Source organism: Egbenema bharatensis FJBBOT/2019 (assembly GCF_048077055.1).
Taxonomy (GTDB): Bacteria; Cyanobacteriota; Cyanobacteriia; order Elainellales; family Elainellaceae; genus Egbenema; species Egbenema bharatensis.
Genome location: NZ_CP182236.1, coordinates 5,512,472 through 5,536,714, shown reverse-complemented (window position 1 = coordinate 5,536,714; position 24,243 = coordinate 5,512,472). Strand labels below are relative to the sequence as shown.

Genomic DNA, 24,243 nt, shown 5'->3' with positions numbered 1-24,243 from the left:
AAACATAGAGAAGTACAACCGCGATTCAACGAATGACTAAGTGCGCAGCCGTAGCAATCAAATGATCAGGTTCTACTGGCTTCGAGAGATGTCTCTGAAATCCAGCCTCCAGGGCTTGCTGCTGATTGATTTCTCCCGCATAGGCAGTCAGGGCGATCGCGGGAATCTGTCCCCCCTGATCCGGCGGCAGGGATCTGACCTGACGAATCAGCCTGTACCCATCCATCTCTGGCATGCCAATGTCGCTCAATAGCAGATCGGGTTGAAGTTGGGTTAAGCGCGCCAACGCCTCAGCCGCAGAGGCAACGGTGATCACCCTGGCTCCAGCCTGCTCCAGCACAAAGGCCGTGAACTCACGGGTATCCGCATCATCATCAACCACCAGAATTTGCAGCCCATCCAGGTTGCGCGGGGGGGAGGGGGATGTATCTCTGTGGTAGTCAGGGATGGAGTGGATATCAGCGGCAGGTTAACGATGAAGGTGGCACCCCGTCCTTCTCCCTCACTTTCCACCTGAACCGTACCCCCATGCAGCTCAACTAAATGACGAACGATCGCCAGCCCTAATCCTAACCCACCAAATTTTCGGGTAGTGGTGGAATCCGCCTGACGAAAATATTCAAATACATGGGGCAAAAAATCGGGTTGAATCCCTTTACCGGTATCGCGGACGGTGATTTGAGCATGTTCAGGGGTGGGGAATGGGGAATGGGGAATAGGTAATGGGGGATGAAGCATCGGTTGGGGGTCAGTTACTGCAACAGATAAGTGATTCCCCCTCACTTGTTCTAATCTCACTTCAATCTGCCCGCCCTCTGGAGTGAATTTAACGGCATTAGACAGGAGGTTCCAAACAATTTGCTGAAGACGACTGGAATCTCCAGCTACTTTGCCAACTGGTTCCAGGTGGGTTTCAATTTGAATTAATTTGGCTTCGGCAGCTAACCGCACCGTTTCGATCGCAGCTTGAATCGTGGCAGGCAGGTCTACTTCGCTAACATTGAGGTTCAATTTACCCCGCAGAATGCGAGAGACATCCAGTAAGTCTTCAATCAGTTCTGCTTGTAATTGGGCATTCCGCTCAATGGTTTTCAATGCGATTTTAACTTTGGCCTCATCTAGTTTTTTGGTTTGCAACAACTTAGACCATCCCAGGATAGGATTGAGGGGCGATCGCAGTTCGTGAGAGAGAACCGCTAAGAATTCATCCTTAACTCGGTTTGCCGCCTCTGCTTCCGTTCGGGCAGCCCGTTCTCGTTCTAAAAGCTGTTTTCGTTCTGTAATATCTCGCCAGGCCAGAATGCCTCCCGTTGTGTTCCCATGCCGATCTTGAATGGGGCCAGCATTGCAGAGAAGATTAATCTTACTGCCGTCGGGACGATGTAAAATCCACTCTTCATTGACCACCACTTCTGATTGCCGCACTGCCCGAACCAGGGGCAATTCAGCTTCCGTGGGCTGGCTCACACCGTTCGCCTGCGGGATGCTCCAATCCTGAAAGTGGGTCGCCACTGATATTCCCTCTAGCATTTCTTGAGGTCGCCCCGTCAACTGCTGTCCATGCTGGCTCACTTTGCGAATGATCACCTCCGGTGCATCTGCGATCGTAATTCCTTCAGGAATGTATTCCATCAGGGCATCCAGAATTTGTTTACCCTCCTGCCAGGCCGCTTCGGCTTGCTTGCGATCGGTCAAATCAATATAGAAACAAATCGATTCTTGTTCTTGATCAAACGGTTCCTGAGATAGTGCCACACCAATCAAAACTGGCACACGGCTGCCATCCTTGCGGATGTATTCCTTCTCGAAGGGGGTCGCTGCTCCCCTTTGCCGTAACTCCTGGGCTGCGTTTTGATCGAGGGGTAAAAATTCCGGTGGAGTCAGATTAAGCCAGTGAATTTGCTCGGCCATTAAATCTTCCTGACTATAGCCCACCATGTTCAAAAAATAATCATTGGCATAGTACATTTCTCCACTGGCCCGACCAAAGGCCACCCCAAACAAGTTTGACTCCACCAGTCGTCGGAACCGTTGCTCACTTTGGTGCAGTGCCTCATTGGCTTGTTTGCGATCGCTCAGGTCAACCGCAGCACAGGTAATCCCAATCACCCGATCTTGTTCATTTCGCAGTGGTTCAACCGTCAGATCGTAATAGTAAACCTGTCCCTGAACCGTTAGTTTGACCTCTTCGCGCACGCCAATCCCGCTTTCTAATACACTGCGTTTAATTTGGTTCAGAACCATCGCATCCTCTGGAGAAAACAAATCGTGATCGGATCTGCTCACCACTTCCGGGACTGAAAAACCAAAGCAAGGATTGTAAATCCAGGTGTAGCAGAGGTCTTGATCTTGATTGAAAACTGCGATCGGCGCATTTTTTAGGGCAACCCGCAAACGTTCTTCACTGGTACGGATTGTTCTTTCCGCCAGAGTTAATTCATTGACCTGATGCTGGAGTTCTTGGTTGAGCTTTTTAATTTCTGCTTCTGAAGCTTGAAGTTGGCTCAAACGCTTCTGAGACTGGTTCTGTGTTGTTCTCAGGGAGCCAATCAGGACGCTAATGATTAACCCTTGAACCACAAACAGCAGCATCCGAACACCACCCGGCAGATCAACCGACCAACTGTATTGGGGCGGCAGGAAGAAATAATTTGCGAATATTGCCGCGAGGAAGGTAGACAAAATACCTGAATCACGTCCGCCATACAACGCAGCTAGGGTTACGGCTCCAAAAAAGAGCAAAAAGGAAGCCTGGGTAAGATGCACCAGGGGATCAAGTGCCCACATGAGCAGGAGGGCCGTTACCGTTATCAGGATGGCAAACAGGTATCTTAAATTCGACTGCTCTGACATCCGATTTACTCCTGGTTCACCAATATTGCGATCGTTCTCACCAGCACCTCTGGCTCCACAGGTTTAGAAAGGTGCTGTTGAAAATGAGAGGCTAACGCCTTCCGTTGATTCTGTTCTCCCACATAAGCAGTGAGGGCAATAGCAGGTACTGAGCCACCCTGTTCCGACGGCAGCGTTCTAATTTGCCGCATTAGCGCATAGCCATCCATCTCCGGCATACCAATATCACTGATCAAAACATCTGGCAAAAATTGGGGAATCCGTTGCAGAGCCTCGGCTGCGGATGCTGCAACCCTGACTGTTGCTCCCTGCTCCTCCAGGATAAAACAAAGCAACTCGCGCATATCTGCCTCATCATCTACAATCAGAATTTGCAGCCCAGAGAAGGGGCGCGGCGGAGAAATTGGGCGGGCATGCTGATCCTTCTCTTTGTCCGGTTCTCCCTGCCTTTCCAGCAACGGTAATCGCACAGTAAACGTGGATCCTGCTCCCTGCCCCAAACTGGCTGCTTTCACCGTACCGCCATGCAATTCTACAAGACGATGGACGATCGCCAGCCCTAATCCCAGTCCGCCAAACTGGCGAGTCGTGCTGCTGTCGGCTTGCCGGAAATACTCAAAAACATGGGGTAAGAAATCAGGGGAGATTCCCCGTCCAGTGTCGGTGATGGTGATTTGGGCGTAACGGTAGGTGGAGGGGGCAAATTGCGGGGCATGGGTTTCGCCGATTTCCACCCATGAGTCATTCCCTATCGCCAAGGACTGATCATCTGTGACAATGGCATCGCCCATGATGCACTCCAACCTCACCGTCACTTGCCCACCTTCTGGGGTAAACTTCACGGCATTGGTCAGCAGGTTCCAGAGAACTTGCTGCAAGCGAGCGGCATCTCCTAAAACCAGATGAACGCCTGCCTCAAAATCGGTTTGAATCTGGATGGCTTTGGCTTCGGCGGCCAAATGAACGGTTTCGATCGCATTGTTGATGGTGGTTTTCAAATCAACTGGGGCAGAATTGAGGCCGAGTTTACCCTGCAAAATCCGGGAAATATCCAACAGATCATCAATCAGTTGAATTTGTAACCGGGCATTGCGCTCAATGGCTTCCAGGGCTGCGGTAGATTGGTTGGCATCCAACTTGCCCCGCTTCATTAAGCTTGACCAACCCAGGATAGGATTCAGGGGCGTTCGCAGTTCGTGGGACAATACCGCCAGAAACTCGTCCTTGATGCGGTTGGCGGTTTCCGCTTGCTGACGGGCCAGTTGTTCCTGAACCAATGCTCGATCGCGCTCTTCCAGTAAACAACGCTGATCGTGAATGTCGGTACAGGAGCCAAACCACTGAATAATCTGCCCATCCTGATTGCGCAGGGGAAAGGCCCGACCCAGGAACCAGCGATACTCGCCGCTCTTTGCTTGCTGAAAGCGGTATTCAATCTTGTAATCATTGCCCGTCCGCAGGGACTCCTGCCAGACCGCTAAGCTGCGTTGGCGATCGTCGGGGTGGAGTAAATGATGCCAGCCCCATCCCTGGGTTTGTTCCAGGGTCATCCCGGTGTATTCAAACCAGCGTTGGTTAAAGTATTCGTGATAGCCATCAGCTCGCGTGATCCAGAACAGTTGGGGCATAGTGTCAGCCAGCGTCCGAAACTTGAGTTCACTGTCGCGCAGGGCAAATTCCACTTGTTTTCGCTCAGTGATATCTTGAATCACACCACTCATGCGAATCAGATCGCCCGCAGCGTTACAAATGGCGCGACCCTGATCAAACACCCAGCGCAGCGAACCATCGGGCTGGATCATACGAAACTCTACCGCATAAGAGGAATGCTGATCGATCGCCTGCTCTAACAACCTCGCTACGGAGTCTCGATCGTCTGGATGAATCAAATTCAAAAACTCGGAAGCATCTTCTAAGACAGTATCTGATTCAAGTCCCATTAACTTTTGCGCTGTATGCGATCGCACAACCTGTCCGGTCATCGGATTCCATTCCCAGGCCACCATTTCAGCCGCTTCCAGAGCAAAGCGCAACCGTTCCTCGCTCTGACGCAGGGACTGTTCCGCTTGCTTGTAGTCTTCAAAATCGCGGGTGACACTCAAAACCGATGCGATCGATCCGTCTGCCGCAAATTCTGGCACCAGACGCGACTGATACCAGCGGTTTCCGGTCGGAGTAGAAAACTGAAATTCGATTTTTTGCTCCTGCCCCGTCGTAAATACGTGCTTCAATCCTTCATGCCAGCGTAAACACAGGTCTTCCGCCATCCCCAATTCTGCATTGGTTTTGCCAATCAATGCCGTTGCAGGCAACCCCGTGGCCCGTTCCACCGAAGGACTCACATACAAATGGCGAAACTCCGGATCAAAACGAGCAATGATATCGGGTGCGTTCTCTGCCAGCATTTTGAACTGTTGTTCCTGCTGCTGCAATTGCACTTCCAACTGTTTTTGCTCGGTAATATCCCGAAAATATAAAGCGATGCCTTCATCCGATGGGTATGCCTTTACCTCCAGGTATCGCTGAAGCGTTGGTTCGTACTCCTCCCACGACACTGATACTCGTTCTGTGATGGCTCGATGGAGTTGTTGATCAGCCATTCCACCGACCCGTTCAGGAAAAACTTCGTTCCAGATGTGTTTGCCCAGTATCTCCTCTGGGGTTTTGCGAAGAATTTTAGCTGCTGCCTGGTTAATGTAGGTGTAGCACCAGTTGCCATCAAGGGCGACAAAGGCATCGCTAATACTTTCCAAAATTGCTATGACTCTGCGATCGGTTTCCTGGGCGACAATCAGGTGAGTGTGCTGTTGCGCTTTTTCCAGCAATGCTTCTAGCTCTTGGGTCTGTCGCTGCAAAGTGGCGATCGTTTGCTGTTGCGCCTGAATCAGTTCCTGCGATTGAATATAAGCTTCCTCTAGCTGAGTTTGGGCTGGGGGACAGCTTGCGCAACGACGGGCAATTCGCTCGATCACCTCGGAACGGGAAATGTCGTTTTTTTGAGCCTCTTCCTGTAGCAGTTGCCATGCTGTATTGGTCAAAGTCAGGCTAACCCGCCGTTTCGCTTCTAATTCCCACTTCCTGGCGAATCTACCCGTCGCATCGCGTCTCATAGAGGCTCAATCCGTATACATACACGGTCTATTCTATTCAAGCGGAGTTGCTCAGGAATGAAAATCTATCTTAAGAGTGATGATGGATGCCTCGTCGTTCCCTCACAGCTTTTAACAAGAATTAACCGTAGCGCAGGCATCTTGCCTGCCTGTGAACTACCAATGCTTTTGCTCAGGATCGATCGTAATTGTTCCGCATCCTCCTAAGGAGCGTGAATTAAACAACCTCAGTCGATTACAACCCTTGTTTAGATCCCCCCTAGCCCCCCTTGAAAAAGGGGGAATCGTTCGCGGAGCGTGTGCGTAGCACAAACCGAAGAGGGGTTGAAGTCCCCCTTTTTAAGGGGGATTTAGGGGGATCAACCCCAGGGTTCACTGTGAAGCAAACCCATTTTAGATCTACTGAACCTGTGCAATTATTCTACCTGTGTGACTGGGCGGGCAAGATGCCCACCCCACAAGAATTTCAGATGATTCAATTTGTACTCCTAAGGAACGCAAATTAAATAACTCCGATTTTTTCTGTACGGGCGCACTGCTGTGTGCCCCTTCTGGAGATTAAATTTTCGATTTTATCTAATCCGCGTTCCTAAGCACTCGCCTTCAGCAGATCCGAGATCGGGTAGAGGTTGGATTCTGGGGACATCGATCGCCAGAAGGAAAGCATTTCTTCACCAACCTGTTGAGAATAAAAGTAGTGAAAGAAGTGGCGACCCCCGGAGCAGATCCAGAGACGAGAATGGGAATCGCTAAAGTGAGACTGCCAGTCTCGTAGATGATTGGGATCGAGGATAACATCATCCACGCTACTGCAAACCAGCAGCGGAACTGTGACAGGAATGCGAGGTAAATCGACTTGTTTAAACAAATGATGGAGCGACAGGGATTGATCTAAATCCTGTTCCAGAAGGTCAGTCAGCTCCCTGGCAATGGATAAAGGGGTGTCCCCAAACAAATCACCAATCATCTGGTGTAAAACTTTTTGGCGCGAATAGGGAACCCGCCGCCGATAGTTGTAGTAATGGGTTTTCCAATCGATCGCTGATTCAATTCCGACCGAGAGTAGGGTCAACGATCGCACCCGTTCGGGATGGCGTTGAGCATAGAGTAACCCTAACAGCCCACTTGTCCCATGACCGATGAGATGCAGGGGAGCATCAGAGCGCTGGATATCGTCATGCAGTAACGTCAATACCGCTTCAAATGAACTCGATTCATCGGGAGATTGGCGATATTGCCATTGTTCAACCCGTCTATGTTCAGTCAGGTAGTGCAGCAGAGGGCGATCGAAACATTGCAAGCCTGGATTAACGTTTAACCACAAAATATCCGGTGACTTCGCCATAAGTTTCCTACCAGTAGTGTGTTAATCCAACTCGGTTCACCAGGGACACCCTCTAAATCATTGCCGCTCAAAGGATTGATGCTTAAATGATTAACGCTTGCGCATTGATCCGGACTAATGACCTACAGCGATCCCAAACAAGTAACCAAAAATGGTAACTGCATCAGGAGTGGATTGTCAATGCGGGTCAACTATCTAAAGGAATAGCTGTTTAATACGTTTTAAGGTATTGAAGCGCACATTTATGTAGCTCCGTCCATAGTTTGTGCTATTGTTCTGCTCCTGGACTGGGCAGGCAAGACTTCGGCTTGAGCTCAGTCGAAACGCTGCCCACCCCACAAGAGTTAGGGTTGGGAGCATCCCACTTTTGGAACAGGATGAAGAACCCACCCCTGCCCCCCAAGAGGGGATTTTATGGACATTCTCCGGGTTGAGTCGGGATTTCCCAGAGTTTCCCCTCCTGGGAGGGGTTGGGGGTGGGTTCCAATGTTCCAATGTCTGATTCCACCCATCTGGGTAGATACGGTGCAGGCAAGTTGCTCACCCCCCAAGAATTTTGGGTGCTCCGATTTGTATTCCTGAGGGTTTACCCAGGAACGGTGGGAGCAGGGGCGAAGGGGAGGTGAGCTGGTTGGGCTGGTTGACTGACAAAACTTCTCAGCCAAAACCCCGGAAGCCCTCACCCTAGCCCTCTCCCGAGGGGAGAGGGAACTGAAGAAACGGATTGGCTCCCATCGCCCTTTGGGAGAGGGGTTGGGGGTGAGGGCACACAACTTTTGTCAGCCAATCAGGTGGTTGGGTTCTTTACTCCAGCATTTCCAGATTGCGTACCGCACCTTGATCCGCACTGGTTGCCAGCAGGGCATAGGCCTTAAGTGCTGCTGTCACCCGCCGCTGCCGGGGTTGGGCCGGTTTCCAGGCATCCTTGCCCTTCGCTTCCATTGCTGCCCGTCGGTTGGCTAATTCCTCTGCTGATAAATCGACATTAATGCTGCGATTGGGAATATCGATCAAGATCCGATCGCCATCCTGAACCAGCGCAATATTGCCACCTGCGGCCGCTTCTGGAGAGGCATGGCCGATCGAAAGCCCCGATGTCCCGCCGGAGAATCGACCATCGGTTAACAAGGCGCATTCTTTGCCCAACCCCTTTGATTTCAGGTAGCTGGTGGGATAGAGCATTTCCTGCATCCCTGGCCCGCCGCGCGGCCCTTCATAGCGAATGATGACCACATCGCCGGGTTTCACTTCATTGCAGAGAATTCCAGCCACAGCGGCATCCTGACTTTCAAAAATCTTGGCCTTGCCTTCAAACACCAGAATACTTTCATCGACCCCCGCCGTTTTGACAATACAGCCGCGTTCCGCCAGGTTGCCGTAGAGAACCGCCAGCCCTCCCTCGGTGCTAAAGGCATGGTCAATGCTGCGAATACAGCCGTTTTCTCGATCGAGATCCAGCGAGTCCCAGCGGGTGGATTGACTGAAGGCTTGCTGGGTGGGAATTCCGGCGGCAGCCTTAAAGAAAGTATGAACCGCTTCATCATCAGTCCGCATGACATCCCAGCGATCGAGGGCTTCCTGCATCGTTTTGCTGTGGACGGTGGGGACATCGGTGTGCAGCAGTCCCGCCCGATCGAGTTCGCCGAGAATACCGGGAATGCCGCCAGCCCGGTGCACATCTTCAATGTGATACTTTTGCGTGTTGGGGGCAACCTTGCAAAGCTGAGGAATCTGACGCGAGAGGCGATCGATGTCTGCCATCGTGAAATCAACTCCGGCTTCATGGACAGCCGCCAGCAGGTGCAGAATTGTGTTGGTTGATCCACCCATTGCCACATCTAATGCCACAGCGTTCTCAAAGGCTTTGACACTGGCGATCGAGCGGGGCAGTACTGAATCATCATCCTGTTCATAGTAGCGACGGGTAATGCTGACAATGGTTCGGGCGGCGTTGAGGAACAGATCCTTGCGATCGAAATGGGTGGCCAGCGTGGTGCCATTACCCGGTAAGGAAAGCCCGATCGCCTCCGTCAGACAGTTCATGGAGTTGGCCGTGAACATCCCGGAACAGGAACCGCAGGTGGGGCAGGCAGAACGCTCATATTCCTCCACCATTTCGTCGCTGATCCGATCGTCGGCAGCAGCCACCATAGCATCCACCAGATCCAGCTTGTGTTCAGCGAGCTTCGTCTTCCCCGCTTCCATGGGGCCACCCGAGACAAACACCGCAGGAATGTTCAGCCGCAGGGCCGCCATCAACATCCCAGGGGTGATCTTGTCACAGTTGGAAATGCACACCAGGGCATCGGCACAGTGGGCATTGGCCATGTACTCCACGGAATCGGCAATAATCTCCCGCGAGGGCAGACTGTAGAGCATACCATCGTGACCCATCGCAATCCCATCATCCACGGCGATCGTGTTGAATTCCTTGGCCACACCACCCGCCGCTTCAATTTCACGGCAGACCAATTGCCCCAGATCCTTCAGGTGAACGTGACCGGGGACAAATTGGGTAAAGGAGTTGGCAACGGCAATAATCGGCTTCTCAAAATCTTCCGATTGCATTCCAGTCGCCCGCCAGAGGGCGCGGGCCCCAGCCATATTGCGTCCGTGGGTGGAGGTTTTCGATCGATAGGTCGGCATGGCGTGTTCTGCTCGTCTAAGGCTTGTGCATAGTCTAAATTGTATGGGAAACCGTAGTCGAATCTGTTGGAGTAATTGTTTTTTTCAATTGTGTTTTTCAACGGATTATTATTGTGTTTTCTAACGGATTGAGCGTTTTAAAGGGATCATTGAATCGAGCATGGGTCTATGCGATCGGCTCTGCCCTGTTCTTTGGTTGGCTGCTGGCCGCCGGATTTCCGCTCTCCGCCTGAGTTGGACTGAAAAAATCCCACTTTCGATAGTTCATCTCCCCGCTGCAATCTTCGTTACAGTCAAGGAACTTGCTCTTAATCTGAAGGATCACCATCATGCGATCGCTGCAACTCCCCTCTGGACAAACCATTCCGGTGCTTGGTATGGGCACCTAGCGCATGGGTGAATCAAAGCGAAGTCAGTCGAGTGAACGGGATGCCCTGCGGTATGGACTGGATCTGGGGCTATCGCTGATTGACACCGCTGAAATGTATGGGGAGGGGGGAGCCGAGGAAGTGATTGCGCCGGTAATTGCCGATCGCCGTTCAGATGTGTTCCTGGTGAGTAAGGTCTATCCCCACAATGCATCTCAGAAAGGGGCGATCGCTGCCTGTGAACGCAGTCTCCAGCGGCTAAAGACTGACTATCTAGATCTCTATCTGCTGCACTGGCCCGGTTCTTTTCCGTTAGGAGAAACCCTGGAAGCCTTCCAGACCCTACAGCAGGCAGGAAAAATTCGCGGGTATGGGGTGAGCAATTTTGATGTGGCCGACATGGAGGAAGTGGTTTCCCTCCCTGGGGGAAAGGCGATCGCCACGAACCAAGTCCTCTACAACCTGACGCGACGGGGAATTGAATTTTCTCTACTTCCCTGGTGTCGGCAGCGGAGCATTCCCATCATGGCCTATTCTCCGATCGAGCAAGGACGGTTATTGAATCACCGCACCCTCAAACAAATTGCCCAGGAGCGAGAAATGACAACGGCACAAGTGGCGATCGCCTGGTTGTTGCATCAGGAGGAGGTCATTGTGATTCCCAAGTCGAGCCGGATTGAGCATGTGAAGCAGAATTATGCGGCCCTGGATTTGAAACTCAGTGAGGCAGAACTGGAGCGGCTGGATGGGGCTTTCCCTCCGCCCAGGCGACCTGTGCCTCTGGAAATGTTGTGATCTAATCTTGATGGCAGGCAAGATGCCTGCGCTACGGTTATTCTGTTCAGTGCTTAAGTTCTATGATTCAGGAATGTCAGTTTTGAGTGAAGGTAAATTCACTCGCCAATTCCCACGGGCCACCGCGATAGTACCAGAGTAGTAATCCTTCCCCATGTCCATCTACGGGTTGCCATTGTTCCTTTAGCTGTTCATAGGTTTGTCGCGCTGCTGCTGCGGCAACTTTGTTTTGAATTGTAATATGCGATCGATAGCCTTGTTGATCCTGTGCCGTCAGCCATTCATTCCAGGTTGTGGCCAGGGTTTGTCGTAACTCAGTCAGTTGGGGCGCATGAACTTCGATCGCCACGCCTTGACCCAGGAAGCGCAATTCGGGCAAGGAGAGGGAGATTTTCGCTGTTTGGGAGCAAAGTGTGTGTAAGAATTCAGAGATTTCTGGTTCTCGATCGCCGGGGAGCTGGTGGAACAGGGTGATGTGAGCTGGGATCAGATTCCTTTCGGGAGGAAAGTACTGCTGCCGCAGGGCGTTGACCTGTTCAAAGGTGGGTTGATCGAGCTTGAGGGTGAGAATCAGGGGAGAAGTCATGGAGGATCAGGGACTGGATAACTTCGATACCATAATTGAAGATGTCCTTGCTGATCAAGGAACCCGCCGTTAATTAAGGAACCCTCCAAGGAACCCCCAGGGATGCCTGATCTCCAAACTCCATCCACCCGGCAAGCAAAACTCTTGACTTACCTGAAACACCATCGCATCTGGCAAGTCGAAGATACCCTTTGGCAATGGTTAGCCGCTCATTCTATGCCTTCTAACGATCTCCAGTCGATTAATCAACTCAAAACCTGGCTAGATGCTTTCCGACCTCTGCCAGCTACGGTTGTCGCTGAACTCCGCCAACGCTATCGGGTGCGGTTCACTTACCATTCCAATGCCCTTGAGGGAAATACGCTGACCCAGAGTGAAACGGAACTGGTTCTGACGACGGGTATTACCATTGGCGGGAAAACCCTACGGGAGCATTTGGAAGTCATTGGGCATCAGGATGCGATCGCCTACATTGAAACGCTGGCCCAGCAAACCACGGGAATTGGAGAATGGGAAATTCGTCAAATTCACAGTCTGATTCTGCGGAAGATTGAGCCAGAGGAAGCGGGAAAATATCGCACCCTCGATGTTCAAGCTGCGGGTACGGGGTACGTTTATCCTCCCCATTATCTGTTATCTGAGTTAATGGCTGATTTCGTCAGTTGGCTCAACTCTGGAGCAGCTCAGTCTCTCCATCCAGTTCTGTATGCAGCTGAGGCTTACTATCGTTTTGTCTCAATTCATCCATTTCGAGATGGCAATGGGCGAGCTGGACGGCTGATGATGAACTTACTCTTGCTGCGATCGGGTTATCCCATCATCATCATTTCAGCTCAAAATCGGCAACGGTACATTGAAGCCTTAGTCCAGGGGCAGCAGTTGAACCAGTGGGATGCTTTCTGTGAACTCATGATAGAAGCGACAAAGACAGCGTTAGTTGAGCTATTAAGTGTATTGGCAACGGCCGCAGAGACTCAGGCCAAAGATGCTCCCTTTTACCAGGAGTTGCTGGATTTTTTGCAGTCCGAAGTGTAGCGACTGGAGATGATTTTGCCCTGATCCGGCAGAGTGAATATTAATCTTTTCAGCGTTTTGCTTTTCTCACAGGTTCCTCAACTTCTTTGTCTATAACTGAAGTAAAGAATTGTCTGGTTAAGGTCATGGTGCAATCCATTTCTCTGGATACTTTGTGGAAATCAGCCGTTCCTCAAGGGCGTTCTTTTTCTCCTGAACTGATTTCTGATCTGCCCCAAACTGCAAGGCGATACCTGGAACATACGATCGCACCCGGTGCACCCTTAGCTGCTGCCGTGCGGTTGCGGATGCAGGGTGAGATTAAACTCAAGGGGTGGTGTCCTTTTCAGGCGGAACAGGTGATTTGCCTGAATCGGGGGATGATCTGGCGGGCGACGGCCTGGATCAAGGGTTTGCCGATTTCCGGGTTCGATCGCATCGTTGACGGTACAGGCAGTATGCAGTGGAAATTGTTGGGGCTGATTCCGGTGATGGTAGTCAGCGGAGAGGATATCACCCGATCGGCGATCGGCCGGATGCAGGGGGAAAGCGTCTGGTTGCCATCGGTGTTCTGTGATCCTGCGCTCGAATGGACTGCCCTGGATGAATCCCATGTCCAGACCAGCCTGAACTTTCTGGATGAACCGACGGATCTGATTCTGACGATCGGTGACACGGGAAAGCTAGAGCAAATTTGCTTTCAACGCTGGGGCAGTCCGGCAGGCGAAACTCCGGGCTATGCAGCCTTTGGGGGATATATGGAGCAAGAGGGAACGTTTGCCGGCTACACCGTTCCGACAAAATTTCGAGTCGGCTGGTACTTTGGCAGCGATCGCTTTGAGTCGGAGGGAGAATTCTTTCGCGCCACGATCGATCGGGTAACCTACCGATAAGTTTGCCGCCGAACCAATCTAAACTGGGGAACATGAAGCATGAACCATTCCATCAACCATCTGAGTTCCAGGTTGGGAAGGCTTGCAGCACGTCAGGCAGTGCATGGAAAATTACCCTACCAATAGCGAAACGTTCGTTTACGCTGTTTATGTTTAGCGAACGCTTTCCGCTTCTTTTTTTCAATTGGTGTCTCAAAATGACGATTTTTCTTCATATCGGGGAAAATTCCCGCTTTGGACACTTCTCGCTTGAAGCGACGCAGTACTGACTCAATTCCCTCATCTTCACCAGGAATAATTTGGGTCATTTAATCTCCTGAATAGCTTAGATGAACAGTAAGGCTGATTATCTAAATTCGCGCAGAAAAATAGCTCTTATCAGCCTTAGCATAGAGTGTTCAAGAAGTGAACGTTGCAATCGTTGAGCCTAGTAACGTCGAGAAGAATTCTCCCTTCCCCAGCTACCACCAGAGGAACCTCTTTCCTCCCGCGGTCTTGCCTTATTGACCTTGAGGTCGCGCCCCATCCACTCCGCACCATCCAGCGCTTCAATCGCTGCGGATTCTTCTGCATCAGTGTCCATTTCAACAAAAGCAAACCCGCGCATCCGACCTGTTTCCCGATTTATCGGTAACTGAACCCGCTTGACTGTACCATACTCAGCAAAAGTTTGAGTTAGGTCATCCTGCGTTACGTCGTAAGACAAATTGCCAATATAAATCGACATAAAAGTTCTCCAAAATCATGGAAATGTAGAGAGATTAGATCCGGAGAAACGTTTTTAGGCGAATTACACGACCGAAAATAAACCTTGGACAATATACATAATAGCGCAGAATCAGCAACAACGGAGAACTATGCTAGGATTGCAGCATGGACGCAACCGAACTCCAAATGCTGTTCGCAGCAGGAGAGCGAAATTTTCAAAATGTTGACCTCAGCGCAGCCAACCTCAGCTGTATAAATTTGCAGGGTATAGATTTTGGCAGGGCTAATCTACGCCATGTTAACTTGCGCTGGGCCAATCTGAACGGTGCCAGCTTACGTTGGGCTGATTTGAGGGGAGCCGATTTAAGTTGGGCAAATTTAGAGGGAGCCGATTTAAGTTCTGCCAACTTAAGGGGGACAAAAATGCCCGATGGCACGATTCATGACTGAAAGGGAACGGGCGATCGCAACACGTTAAAACTGTAGCGTCCGGGTGGGGCATTGCCCACCCTAAAGGAATGTCTTCTCAACTATTGCCGGAGTAATAGGATCGCGCCAGACCTTATCGCACCAGAACGGTCATGTATTTTCCGGTGGCAAAGGGAGCCGGGATAATTGGGGTGAACTGAACCCGGTCGGTGGCAATCCGCCGCACGTAGAATTCGTTCATGGTGAAGATGACCTGATCACGGGTGCCGATAATCCAGACCTGTACCCGTTCATCCTGCGCGACGGGCAGCGGTTCGTTGAACTCTGATGACATACAGCGGATTCGGGGTTTATGAGGTACAGTAGCAGCAATGTGTAAACCAATTTTTGAGGTGTTCAGGATTCATTAACTCAAGTGCTATTCCGATTAAACCATCCACACCAGATGCAGTAGTTGGAGAAAATAGTCTCAGGAATGCTTTCAATTGTGACCACCAATGCTCAATGGGATTAAATTCAGGAGAATAGGGCGACAAATACAAAACACTGGCACCTACTGATTCAATTAAAGGCTCGATTGCTTCAACTTTATGAGCAGGCAAATTATCCATCACCACTACTGCACCCTCCCATAACTGCGGCAGCAGGAAATGCTCGATAAAAACTTTGAAGGCATCGCCATTGACTGAACCATCTAGTGTCATGAGAGCCAACACCTGCTTGCAACTGATGCCCCCAATCACACTCACCTTTTCACCTCGATAGTAGGGCTTAAAGTCATACGCTCTATCGCCTCGATTGCTTCTAGCATGGGTACGGGTCAACCCGAGTAGAACTCCCATCTCGTCTAGAAACACCAGGTTCTCTACCTCGATGGGTTTGACCTTCTCCCAATACTCTACTCTCAGCTTTTGCACCCGCTCTGTGTTCGCTTGAGTGCTGCGTAAGGTCTTTTTTTTCGCGTGAGTTGTTGTTTTTGCAAGGCACAGCACATGACACTGCGACAGACCCAAACGTTGTATTGCTCTCCAAAATACTCGCAATATTCTGCTAAAGTTGCGTCAGGATGGCTTTGTACCATTGCAGTTAATTCGCTACCGTACTCATCTAACTGTCCCTTCATTGTTCCACCTTGCTTCTTGGGTGCCAAGTGTCCCTGAGTTTTCTTAAGGAGGAGCAGCTTTTGGACATAGCTTTTCGCAACGCCAAACTGAGTGGCTACTTTTCTAATTGAAGTATCGCCTCTCTCATAAGCATTAACTATTTTTTCTCTCAAATCAACGGAGTAGGCTTTCATCGGGATTCTTGATACCTCTAATCTCCTTTTAAGTGTACCTCATATACCTCGAAAGTGCTGTATTTGATTTCCTCGCTGATGATTTGGAGAAGAAAAGCTTAAGGTGTGGGGAGGATTGAGAAGCCCCCCAAACGTCGTTCATCAGCAAGCCAGCCGAAAATAGACAGTTTGATCTAAAATCAGACAGCCTGACCTCTGGTTTCGACAGATGTTAGGTTAGCTGGTTAGGGTTGCTGGGAACTTCCCTAATCAGCGTTGCACCTCACCTTAAGCGGGTTTGAGTAAACTGGTTCGTTCGGGTGAAAAAACCAGTATCGCAACAGCATATCGGATACGTTTAGCAAACACAAGCGTATGCCGCTACTTTTTGTTGAGGGTTCTCGATCGGCTTTGCCAGGGTTGGGTTGGATGACTGGGCGGGCAAGATGCCCACCCCACAAGCGGTTGGGTTGGATGACTGGGCGGGTAAGATGCCCACCCCACAAGGGGTTGGGTTGGATGACTGGGCGGGCAAGATGCCCACCCCACAAGAGGTTAGAGATAGCTGCTCATTTGCCGGGTAAACATGGTGTGATAGACTCCTGCCTGCTCCATCAGAGCTTCGTGGCTGCCTGCTTCAACGATCTTGCCGTGTTCTAAGACGATAATCCGATCGGCCATTTTGGCGAGGGCCAGGCGATGGCTGACAACCACTGTCATTCGTCCTTTGGCGATCGTCCTGAAAATTTGATAAATTTCGTGTTCATTCTTGGGATCCAGGGCTGCGGTGGGTTCATCGAATACCAACAGTTCTGCCTGGGAAAGCCGAATCAGGGAACGGGCGATCGCCACGCGCTGCCACTGGCCGCCAGAGAGATCGATGCCCCCTTCTAGCTGCTTGCCCAGGGGAGTTTCCAGTCCGTGCGCAAGTTCAGTACTGAGGTAGCCCAGTCCGGCTTCTTGCAACACTGTTTGAACCGCTTCATCTTCGGTCAGTTTCGGCAAAAATCCCCAGCCGACATTCTCTCGTAGGGTCGCTGGGAAGTGGGCATAATCCTGCATGACTACAGCAATCCGCGATCGCAGATCATCCAAATTCAACGTGCGATAATCCTGCTCATTCCAATAAACTGAACCCTGACTGGGATCGTACAGACGACAGAGCAACTTCGCCAGGGTGGTTTTTCCAGCTCCATTTTCACCCACCAGAGCCACCATCTCTCCGGGTTGAATCGTCAGGTTGATGTGCTCTAGGATGGTGCGATCGCTGCCAGGATAGACAAAGGAAACATCCTGGAACTGAATGCCCCGTTGCGAGGGACGGATCTGATCAGTGGGAAGAATGGCCTCCTGCCCCGTGACCAGATGGGGTTGCAGATCTAACAGTTGAAAAATGGGCCCGGTGGCTAATGCAACATCGTAAATATCTCCTGTATTGCCGATCAGGATGTAAAGACTGCGGCGTACTTGTAGAATGATTCCCGTGAACAGAGCCAAATCTCCTAACGTGAACGTTCCTGCCAACACACCAATGACCACATAAATGTACGGTAAGGCTGCCCCAAATCCCCCGATTAAAGCCCATAACATTACCGTCAATGCCCCATCTCGACGGACTGCTTCCATCGTCGTGAACATACGGCTGAATAACCCGCGCCAGCGATTTAATAACACCGATTGCAGGGAAAACAATCGAATCTCTTTAGCATAGGCTTCGCCCGTAATCACCTTGGAGTAAATACTCATCTCACGGGTGATTCCCGCCTGGGTTTCTTCCACCCGCCAGCTCTTTTTGTGAAACCTCATCTCCACATAAATCGATGGAATGGCAGCCGCCATCAACACCAGGGGAACCCACCAGGCGATCGAAATTGAAACAGCAACCGATGGAATAAAGAGAAACACACCCACCAGGGTTGCAGCCACAATAAAAGATAATCGTTGTAAGCGCTGAATCCCTTTCTCGGTTAATTCCAGCAGGTTCAACAATTCTGGAGTTTCAAACAGAGCAATATCATCAAAATTTGCGACTTTATTTAGAACTTTACCCTGAACATATCCCTGAACCCGATCGCGTAAGGCAGCGAATAACGTTGTGCCAACGGAATCGATCGAATCGACGAACAAATTCAAGACTACAACTGCAACCACACTCCACAGGAGGAGTGGCTGAGACAATAGCAGGGCGATCGCCTCTTCCAGGGAACGATTTCCCAGCAATCGCGTCGATTCATCAATCACCACTTTGCTCAAAAACAAGGCAACAGATGGCCCTGTCCCGGTAATCAAATTTAGAATCGCCAGGTTCCGCAGTTCCTTCGGTGCTGCCTGCACGACCATCCACAGACTTCGCCGCAATGCCTGCATGGGCAATAATTCGGTTGGCTTCATGTTGGAGAGGCTCCCTCAGCTTGAGACAAGTTATTCTCTAGTTAGAAAAACACGTTCAACCCCTCCGATTTCTGAATCTGCTCTGCTCTTCAACCTTTTATGGGAGGGGACTCTTGTCCACTTCACCGATCGCAAGGACAATGTGATTTAGAATTAAGACATCCTTTGCTGGAATAATGCGCTGGAATTGTCCTATGGTTGCTACTCCCCTGGCTCCTCCAACTGAACTGATCCACCTGACGGGAATTAGCTGGCAGACCTACGAGACACTGCTGCAAGAGTTGAGCGATCGTCGTCTGCGCCTCACCTACAACCGTGGCAGTTTAGAAATTATGGCCCCCTCTCCAGAACATGGACGATTCAAAAAAGTAACTGGACGATTTGTTGAGACGATCGCTGAAGAACTAGACATACAGATCGAACCTCTAGGATCAACCACATTCAAACGCCCCAGACTGAGTGGTGCAGAGCCAGATGAATGTTTCTATTTTCGCAATATTGATCGGGTTCGGGGTAAAAAACGCTTAGATCTCAACGAAGATCCAGCTCCCGATTTGGTAATTGAAATCGATGTCACCAGTAGTTCCCAAAGTCGTCTCCAGGTCTATGCAGATCTGGGCGTGGCAGAGGTTTGGATTTACAACGGAGCATCCCTGATTATCCATCAATTGCGCAATGGTTGCTACATGGTTTCTCAGACAAGCCAATTTTTTCCAACTTTTCCAATTTCAGAAATTGCTGAATTTTTGCAACAAACGGGAACGGAAGATTATTTAACGTTGGTGAAAGCTTTCCGGAAGTGGGTGAGAAAGCAGATTAAATAATAAAGCCAGAGAGCAATCTACTCACCTCGTTCCAGAATCCTCTGAACGGTTTGAATCAGAGATTCTAAATGCTGTTCACAAAATTGTTCAGCTTGCCGTTCCGTCATCCCTCGATCGATCGCATACGCTTCAAACGCATTGTAGACGATCGCCTCAGCGATTTCCCGTTCTTCCTGATCAACCGCCCAACGATGCTCAATACATCCTTGGATAATTAAGTTCACAAGCTGACTTTCCTGCTTCAGGTCAGCCAGAAGCTGCTCTGCGATTGGGTGAGATGCGTTCATCAATGACCTCTCATCAACGGTAAAGAGCTGGATAGATTAGCTTACCAGTCTTTTATCAGGATAACGAACTTGATGCTGCAACTGCCAAGTTCGCCTGCTGATTCTTCGTGGATTTCAATCGCTGTAGATGGCTCAACCGGATTCATCCATACCGTAGTACAGTGGTAAGCGATGAGATGGGTAGCAGTATGGCAAATTACTTGATCACTGGGGCAAATCGCGGCATTGGCTATGAATTCTGTCGTCAACTTCAGGCGCGAGGCGATACGGTGATTGCAGTCTGTCGATCGGCTTCCGATGAATTGCAGGCTTTAGGAGTGCGGATTGAAGCAGGAGTAGACATCACCTCTGATCGCTCGGTAGCAGATCTATGCGATCGCCTTCAGGGTCTGTCGATCGATGGGTTGATTAACAATGCGGGCATCCTGGAGCGAGTCACGTTAGAAAAGCTGGACTTTGAGAGCATTCGCAAACAGTTTGAGGTCAATGCCTTGGGTGCATTGCGGGTAACCCATGCTCTCTTACCTAATCTAAAATCTGGTTCAAAGGTCATCCTCATGACCAGCCGCATGGGTTCGATCGATGATAATACTTCGGGTGGCTCCTATGGTTACAGAATGTCGAAAGTTGCCCTGTCCATGGCGGGTAAATCCTTATCTCACGATTTGAAATCATCCGGTATTGCAGTGGCAATTTTGCATCCTGGACTGGTTCAAACTCGCATGACTAACTTTACATCTGGTGGCATCACCCCCGAAGTCGCAGTGAAGGGATTACTGCAACGAATTGATGAACTTAATTTAGACAACACGGGCACGTTCTGGCATAGCAATGGTGAGGTATTGCCCTGGTGATTCCCAGGTGATTTCCAGACGATCGCAGCGGTAGACGACGGTTACTTTTCCCTCTTCCTGCGCCAGTTTAAGCTGTTCTGGTTTAACTGTTGTACGTAGGAATCCGGCTGTTCCATGATGGCGGTTGCCAGGGCGATCGCCTGTTCTAGCTGTTCTTCGGTCAACTGTTTGTACGCTGGTTCTCGTTGGCGCTCTAAGACTTCATACCAGCAGCGATCGAACAAATTGTCCAGAATGATCCGCTGAAAGCAGTGATTCTGGCGAACTGGAAAGTTACGATCGGTTGCCAGGTTGGGTAAGACCTGGTTGGTGAGTTCAAGATACTGGTTGCGAAGTTGGGTGAGACGAATCATGTTCTGAAGATAAAGCAGGGCGTTTCAGGTTAAACTTCTTAGTGAACCAGATGGGGATCATGGGTAGAAAGCAGAGGTAGGTTCTGAAAATTGGGGTAGTGGCGATCGACCTGATGCGCTTTGCGTTTGAGCCAGCCAAACCCCCAGTTGGACACCTTAAGTTGACGAAAGATGGCATGGGGATCGGACAGGTGGGTTTGAGGCAGGGCTTGCCCCATCTCCTTGAGCACCAGACCGATCGGTACGTTGATCTCATCCTGGAGTTTGAGACAGCGGGCGAAAAAAGGCCCATAGGCAGAAATCAAAGACCCTACCCCTCCGCGTGCCTGACCCCAGCCAATGTAATAAATGCCCCTATAATCATCCAAAAAACTACCACCATAACACTGGACGATCGCTCCTTCTGTCCGCTGAAGGGCAGGCGGTAGAAACGGGTAGGATACATAAAATCCAGTTGCACAAACAATCAAGTCAAAGGCTTCACAGCTTTCATCAACGAATTCGACTTGATCTCCGCTCAGTTGTCGGATTGCTGGTTTGGGTTGAATTCTCCCGTGCTGAATGTAATAGGGGACTTCGTTATTCAGGGTGGGATGTTTTTCAAAGATGCGGTAGGTGGGCTGAGCCAGTCCATAATCTTCGTGTCTGCCAAAGGTGAGCCGAACAATACCATAGGCCAGGAGCCGTTGCAGCGATTCTGGCATCCACCCTTGAATTAAATCGGTGATTGGCGATCCGGCAAAGGTTTTGGGCAAAAACCAGACGGATTCTCGCAAACTCAACACCGACTTCGCCCCAACTCGCGCTGCTTCTGCGGCAATATCACAGGCTGAATTTCCGCCACCAATCACCAGGACTCTTTTCCCTCGCAATTGATCGGGGTGTTTGTAATCTTTGGAATGAATCATCTCGCCCTTAAATTCGCCCTGAAACTGCGGAAAGCGTTTATCCCAGTGATGCCCGTTACACAGGAGCACCCCTTTGTAAATCCGCTGTTCTCCATCCGCAAAAGTTACTTGCCAGTGATTATTTTCGATCGGTCGTACCTCTGAAACGGTACGGTTCAGTTCAATGGCAGAACGAAGATCAAAGCGATCGGCAAAGGCATTGAGATAGTCCCGCATTTGGGCTGCGCTGGGAAAATCGGGATAGTCCTCCGGCATGGGAAAGTGCGTAAACTGAGTCACTTTCTTTGAGGAGATGATATGGGCCGTCTGATAAACGCCGTGATACCAGTTGCCGCCAATTTGATCGCTGGCATCGACCTGATCGTAGGCAATTCCCGCTGCCTGGAGTGCCTGGGCCATTCCCAACCCCACAAATCCAGCCCCCAGGATCAGGTGGCGATCGGTGCGGTCAATGGACTGGGGCACTACCCTGGGGCGATCGATCTGTACCACAACTCTCTCCTTCGCGTCAGCCTGCTATATATCTATCCAGTTTAGAAGCCGGGGCGCAAAACGTTTGGCCCAATGAATGGTACTGGCAATCCGATCGGGAAAGACATGGAGCTGATTGCGTTCAATCCCTCGAAGGGTACGGCTCATCACCAGGGCAGGATCGGTGATCAAACGATCGGGGAGAGGGCTTGCCGTCTTTGCCAGAGTGCCATAGCGTTTTGACTGCAAAATCGGGGTACGACTGAAAAATGGGTATACAACGGTCACTCTGACGTTGTAGGGTTTCACTTCAGCCTGTAACCCTTCGCTGAAGCCCCGCAAACCAAACTTGCTGGCAGAGTAGTGTGTCAGTCCAACAAGGGCGACCCAGCCTGCCGCCGATGAAAGATTAACAATATGCCCCGATCGCCGAGCAATCATCTCTGCCCCAAATAAGCGGCTCAACTGCATGGGAGCCAGGAGATTAATGGACATCAACCGTTCCCATTCCTCCGGCGGAACTTCATCCATCCGCCCAAATACCGCAATCCCCGCATTGTTAATCAATATATCAACCGGAGTCTGGAGTGCCTGAACCTGTTGATATAGCCGCTCACAACCTTCTGATGTAGATAGATCTGCCACCAGATCAGTCAGCACTTCTCCCGACGCGCTTGCTTGCTGCATCTCTGCCCTTTGCTGCGCCAGTCTGTCCCCATCTAGATCCGTCAAAATCAACCGACTCCCTGCCTGAAGCAATTGCCGAGTGAGTTCCTGCCCAAACCCTCCTGTGGCTCCAGTAATCAGCACAACTGCATCTTTGAGTTGAGTCATGGCAGTTCCCTCAATGCCCAGGCCAGAAATCGTTCTGTGTAGTACAAAGCAAGCTGATTGCTGACTCCACTGAAGACGGCATCAAACACATGCTCCGCCCAGGGGATGTCTAGCAAAACCGCCTGATTCCCCGCCCCTTGCAGTTTTTCATAGAGCTGTTGTCCGAATTTGGCACGGACGAGATGATCGCGTCTGGGATAAACAAGCAGGGAGGGGGGCAAATTAGGGCGAATCTGGTGAATGGGTGAAGCGTCCCGGTAGAGCTGCGGCAGTTGGTCGGGATTACCGCCCAGAAAGGCTTCCAGAATAGCGCGGGTGTTGATGGGATCGGGCACTGGCGGGTCGTTGTAGCCTTCCGTCAGGTTGGTGGGGCCGTAGTAGTTCACCACGGCTCGAATCGGAAAAGGACTCTGCCCATAACCAACGAGGGAGGCCAGATGTGCGCCAGCCGATCGCCCCATCAAGGCCACCCGCTGGATATCGACTTCTAATGCTTCTGCCTGGGTTTGAATAAAGGACAGGGCGGTTTGGATATCTTCAACCTGGGCTGGATAGCGAAACTGGGGAGCATGGCGATAATCCAGCGTCACCACTGTGTAACCCTGGGCTGCCATATAACGGCTAAAGGTTTCATCGTTGGCTGGCGTGCCGTTCTGCCAGGCTCCTCCGTAGATCATGGCGATCGTTGGATGCCGTCCAGACTCTAAAGGGCGATAGAGATTGAGGGTCAAATCCACCCTGTCTACAGTCGCAAACCGAATCCCCCGCTCAATTCGCACCTCTGGCACCTGAATTCCTCGAAATGCATCGAGCCAGACAAATGGTTGGGGCCGCAACGGTTGGGGTAGGGGAGGCTCTGTCGTCAGTACCGCTTGACCAAATTCCGCTGCCATATCCGCCGCCATCCGAGCATTCGCCGCAGGGATCTGAATCAGGGGGAGCAGACTCAACAGCAGACCCAGCACACTACAGCCCAATGCAATGCTATAGATCCAACCCGACGGCAGCCGCATGGCTACCCATACCAGGGCGATCGCATTCACCCCAATTAACCAGGGACTCACCTCCGGCGCACCAACTCCCAGGGGCAGCAGGAACAGGGTAGGGGCTGGAATAACAATCCACAGGCTCAGGAAGCAGCCCCCAAGGCTCAAAATCCAGGGAAGCCAGAGGGAAGCCAGGAATGCGACGAGAAGGGCGAGTTTCCGTTTTCCTCCGATACCGGATGGGGGATTATCTGTAGGGTCAGATTGAGTCATCTTGCCTCAAGGATGGGGGAGAAGGGAATGATTTTCACC

24 protein-coding genes and 1 pseudogene are annotated in these 24,243 nt (G+C 50.9%); 6 read left to right on the top strand and 19 right to left on the bottom strand.

Translation table 11 applies throughout. The annotated features are described in order from the left end of the window. Positions 1 to 25: 25 nt before the first annotated feature. The 6 genes and pseudogenes from ACM1PF_RS25760 to ilvD form a co-directional block, all read right to left on the bottom strand. Positions 26 to 382, bottom strand: coding sequence for a response regulator (locus tag ACM1PF_RS25760; RefSeq protein ID WP_416668611.1), 357 nt, complete (start codon positions 380 to 382; stop codon positions 26 to 28). Next, complete coding sequence (locus tag ACM1PF_RS25755) at positions 313 to 2,853, bottom strand: PAS domain-containing sensor histidine kinase (protein WP_416668608.1); 2,541 nt, start codon at positions 2,851 to 2,853, stop codon at positions 313 to 315. Before ACM1PF_RS25755 ends, ACM1PF_RS25760 begins: the two co-directional genes overlap by 70 nt. Before the next feature lie 5 nt (positions 2,854 to 2,858). Then, positions 2,859 to 4,907 carry a hybrid sensor histidine kinase/response regulator gene (locus tag ACM1PF_RS25750; protein WP_416676796.1) on the bottom strand — a complete coding sequence of 683 codons (2,049 nt, stop codon included), beginning with the start codon at positions 4,905 to 4,907 and terminating at the stop codon, positions 2,859 to 2,861. A 9-nt stretch (positions 4,908 to 4,916) separates the two neighbouring features. Further along, a pseudogene (locus ACM1PF_RS25745) lies at positions 4,917 to 5,963 on the bottom strand (PAS domain-containing protein); the annotation flags it as partial. Positions 5,964 to 6,552: 589 nt separating this feature from the next. Continuing rightward, complete coding sequence (locus ACM1PF_RS25740; protein ID WP_416668606.1) at positions 6,553 to 7,308, bottom strand: alpha/beta fold hydrolase; 756 nt, start codon at positions 7,306 to 7,308, stop codon at positions 6,553 to 6,555. A gap of 804 nt (positions 7,309 to 8,112) precedes the next feature. Then, positions 8,113 to 9,954 (bottom strand): dihydroxy-acid dehydratase, encoded by a 1,842-nt coding sequence (gene ilvD / locus ACM1PF_RS25735; protein WP_416668604.1) that lies wholly within the window; start codon positions 9,952 to 9,954, stop codon positions 8,113 to 8,115. Between the two features lie 392 nt (positions 9,955 to 10,346). Here ilvD and ACM1PF_RS25730 point away from each other — a divergent pair, with 392 nt between their 5' ends. Further along, positions 10,347 to 11,117 carry an aldo/keto reductase gene (locus ACM1PF_RS25730; RefSeq protein ID WP_416668602.1) on the top strand — a complete coding sequence of 257 codons (771 nt, stop codon included), beginning with the start codon at positions 10,347 to 10,349 and terminating at the stop codon, positions 11,115 to 11,117. Positions 11,118 to 11,193: 76 nt separating this feature from the next. Here ACM1PF_RS25730 and ACM1PF_RS25725 read toward each other — a convergent pair whose 3' ends face one another. Further along, positions 11,194 to 11,703: a 2'-5' RNA ligase family protein gene (locus ACM1PF_RS25725; RefSeq protein ID WP_416668600.1), complete on the bottom strand. Its 510-nt coding sequence runs from the start codon at positions 11,701 to 11,703 to the stop codon at positions 11,194 to 11,196. 102 nt (positions 11,704 to 11,805) lie between these two features. On the opposite strand from ACM1PF_RS25725, the gene ACM1PF_RS25720 reads away from it, so the two are divergent. Then, positions 11,806 to 12,738, top strand: a complete 933-nt coding sequence (locus ACM1PF_RS25720; RefSeq protein WP_416668598.1) for a Fic family protein — start codon at positions 11,806 to 11,808, stop codon at positions 12,736 to 12,738. A 125-nt stretch (positions 12,739 to 12,863) separates the two neighbouring features. Then, positions 12,864 to 13,610, top strand: a complete 747-nt coding sequence (locus ACM1PF_RS25715; protein ID WP_416668595.1) for a DUF6920 family protein — start codon at positions 12,864 to 12,866, stop codon at positions 13,608 to 13,610. A 116-nt stretch (positions 13,611 to 13,726) separates the two neighbouring features. Here the strand turns inward: ACM1PF_RS25715 and rpsU are convergent, their stop codons facing one another. Together rpsU and ACM1PF_RS25705 are read right to left on the bottom strand one after the other, a co-directional pair. After that, complete coding sequence (gene rpsU / locus ACM1PF_RS25710) at positions 13,727 to 13,918, bottom strand: 30S ribosomal protein S21 (RefSeq protein WP_416668593.1); 192 nt, start codon at positions 13,916 to 13,918, stop codon at positions 13,727 to 13,729. 119 nt (positions 13,919 to 14,037) lie between these two features. After that, a complete protein-coding gene (locus tag ACM1PF_RS25705; protein ID WP_416668590.1) occupies positions 14,038 to 14,337 on the bottom strand; it encodes an RNA recognition motif domain-containing protein in 300 nt (99 codons plus the stop codon). Positions 14,338 to 14,483: 146 nt separating this feature from the next. Between ACM1PF_RS25705 and ACM1PF_RS25700 the strand changes: the two genes are divergently transcribed. After that, entirely contained in the window at positions 14,484 to 14,768 is a 285-nt protein-coding gene (locus ACM1PF_RS25700) for a pentapeptide repeat-containing protein (RefSeq protein ID WP_416668588.1), read from the top strand. A 112-nt stretch (positions 14,769 to 14,880) separates the two neighbouring features. On the opposite strand, the gene ACM1PF_RS25695 is transcribed toward ACM1PF_RS25700, so the two are convergent. From ACM1PF_RS25695 to ACM1PF_RS25675, 5 genes are all read right to left on the bottom strand, one after another. Further along, entirely contained in the window at positions 14,881 to 15,081 is a 201-nt protein-coding gene (locus ACM1PF_RS25695; RefSeq protein WP_416668585.1) for a hypothetical protein, read from the bottom strand. A 16-nt stretch (positions 15,082 to 15,097) separates the two neighbouring features. Then, positions 15,098 to 15,664, bottom strand: a complete 567-nt coding sequence (locus ACM1PF_RS25690; RefSeq protein WP_416666323.1) for an IS630 family transposase — start codon at positions 15,662 to 15,664, stop codon at positions 15,098 to 15,100. Next, positions 15,652 to 16,044, bottom strand: coding sequence for a helix-turn-helix domain-containing protein (locus ACM1PF_RS25685; protein ID WP_416666324.1), 393 nt, complete (start codon positions 16,042 to 16,044; stop codon positions 15,652 to 15,654). Before ACM1PF_RS25685 ends, ACM1PF_RS25690 begins: the two co-directional genes overlap by 13 nt. 337 nt (positions 16,045 to 16,381) lie before the next feature. Continuing rightward, the gene (locus tag ACM1PF_RS25680) at positions 16,382 to 16,558 is read right to left on the bottom strand and encodes a hypothetical protein (protein ID WP_416668583.1); all 177 of its coding nucleotides are present in this window, start codon (positions 16,556 to 16,558) and stop codon (positions 16,382 to 16,384) included. A 20-nt stretch (positions 16,559 to 16,578) separates the two neighbouring features. Further along, positions 16,579 to 18,414: an ABC transporter ATP-binding protein gene (locus ACM1PF_RS25675; protein WP_416668581.1), complete on the bottom strand. Its 1,836-nt coding sequence runs from the start codon at positions 18,412 to 18,414 to the stop codon at positions 16,579 to 16,581. A 194-nt stretch (positions 18,415 to 18,608) separates the two neighbouring features. Here ACM1PF_RS25675 and ACM1PF_RS25670 point away from each other — a divergent pair, with 194 nt between their 5' ends. Next, complete coding sequence (locus tag ACM1PF_RS25670) at positions 18,609 to 19,238, top strand: Uma2 family endonuclease (protein WP_416668578.1); 630 nt, start codon at positions 18,609 to 18,611, stop codon at positions 19,236 to 19,238. A gap of 17 nt (positions 19,239 to 19,255) precedes the next feature. Here ACM1PF_RS25670 and ACM1PF_RS25665 read toward each other — a convergent pair whose 3' ends face one another. After that, entirely contained in the window at positions 19,256 to 19,525 is a 270-nt protein-coding gene (locus ACM1PF_RS25665; RefSeq protein ID WP_416668575.1) for a hypothetical protein, read from the bottom strand. Positions 19,526 to 19,713: 188 nt separating this feature from the next. On the opposite strand from ACM1PF_RS25665, the gene ACM1PF_RS25660 reads away from it, so the two are divergent. Continuing rightward, entirely contained in the window at positions 19,714 to 20,379 is a 666-nt protein-coding gene (locus ACM1PF_RS25660; RefSeq protein WP_416668572.1) for an SDR family oxidoreductase, read from the top strand. A 41-nt stretch (positions 20,380 to 20,420) separates the two neighbouring features. Here the strand turns inward: ACM1PF_RS25660 and ACM1PF_RS25655 are convergent, their stop codons facing one another. From ACM1PF_RS25655 to ACM1PF_RS25640, 4 genes are read right to left on the bottom strand one after another with little or no spacing between them, the layout of a single operon-like run. Then, positions 20,421 to 20,732, bottom strand: coding sequence for a hypothetical protein (locus ACM1PF_RS25655; protein ID WP_416668569.1), 312 nt, complete (start codon positions 20,730 to 20,732; stop codon positions 20,421 to 20,423). A gap of 38 nt (positions 20,733 to 20,770) precedes the next feature. Continuing rightward, positions 20,771 to 22,132, bottom strand: a complete 1,362-nt coding sequence (locus ACM1PF_RS25650; RefSeq protein ID WP_416668567.1) for a flavin-containing monooxygenase — start codon at positions 22,130 to 22,132, stop codon at positions 20,771 to 20,773. 24 nt (positions 22,133 to 22,156) lie between these two features. Beyond that, entirely contained in the window at positions 22,157 to 22,945 is a 789-nt protein-coding gene (locus ACM1PF_RS25645; protein WP_416668565.1) for an SDR family NAD(P)-dependent oxidoreductase, read from the bottom strand. Beyond that, on the bottom strand, positions 22,942 to 24,204 hold the full coding sequence (locus ACM1PF_RS25640; RefSeq protein ID WP_416668562.1) for an alpha/beta hydrolase fold domain-containing protein: 1,263 nt from the start codon (positions 24,202 to 24,204) through the stop codon (positions 22,942 to 22,944). The genes ACM1PF_RS25645 and ACM1PF_RS25640 overlap by 4 nt, the downstream gene beginning before the upstream one ends. Between the last annotated feature and the right edge of the window lie 39 nt (positions 24,205 to 24,243).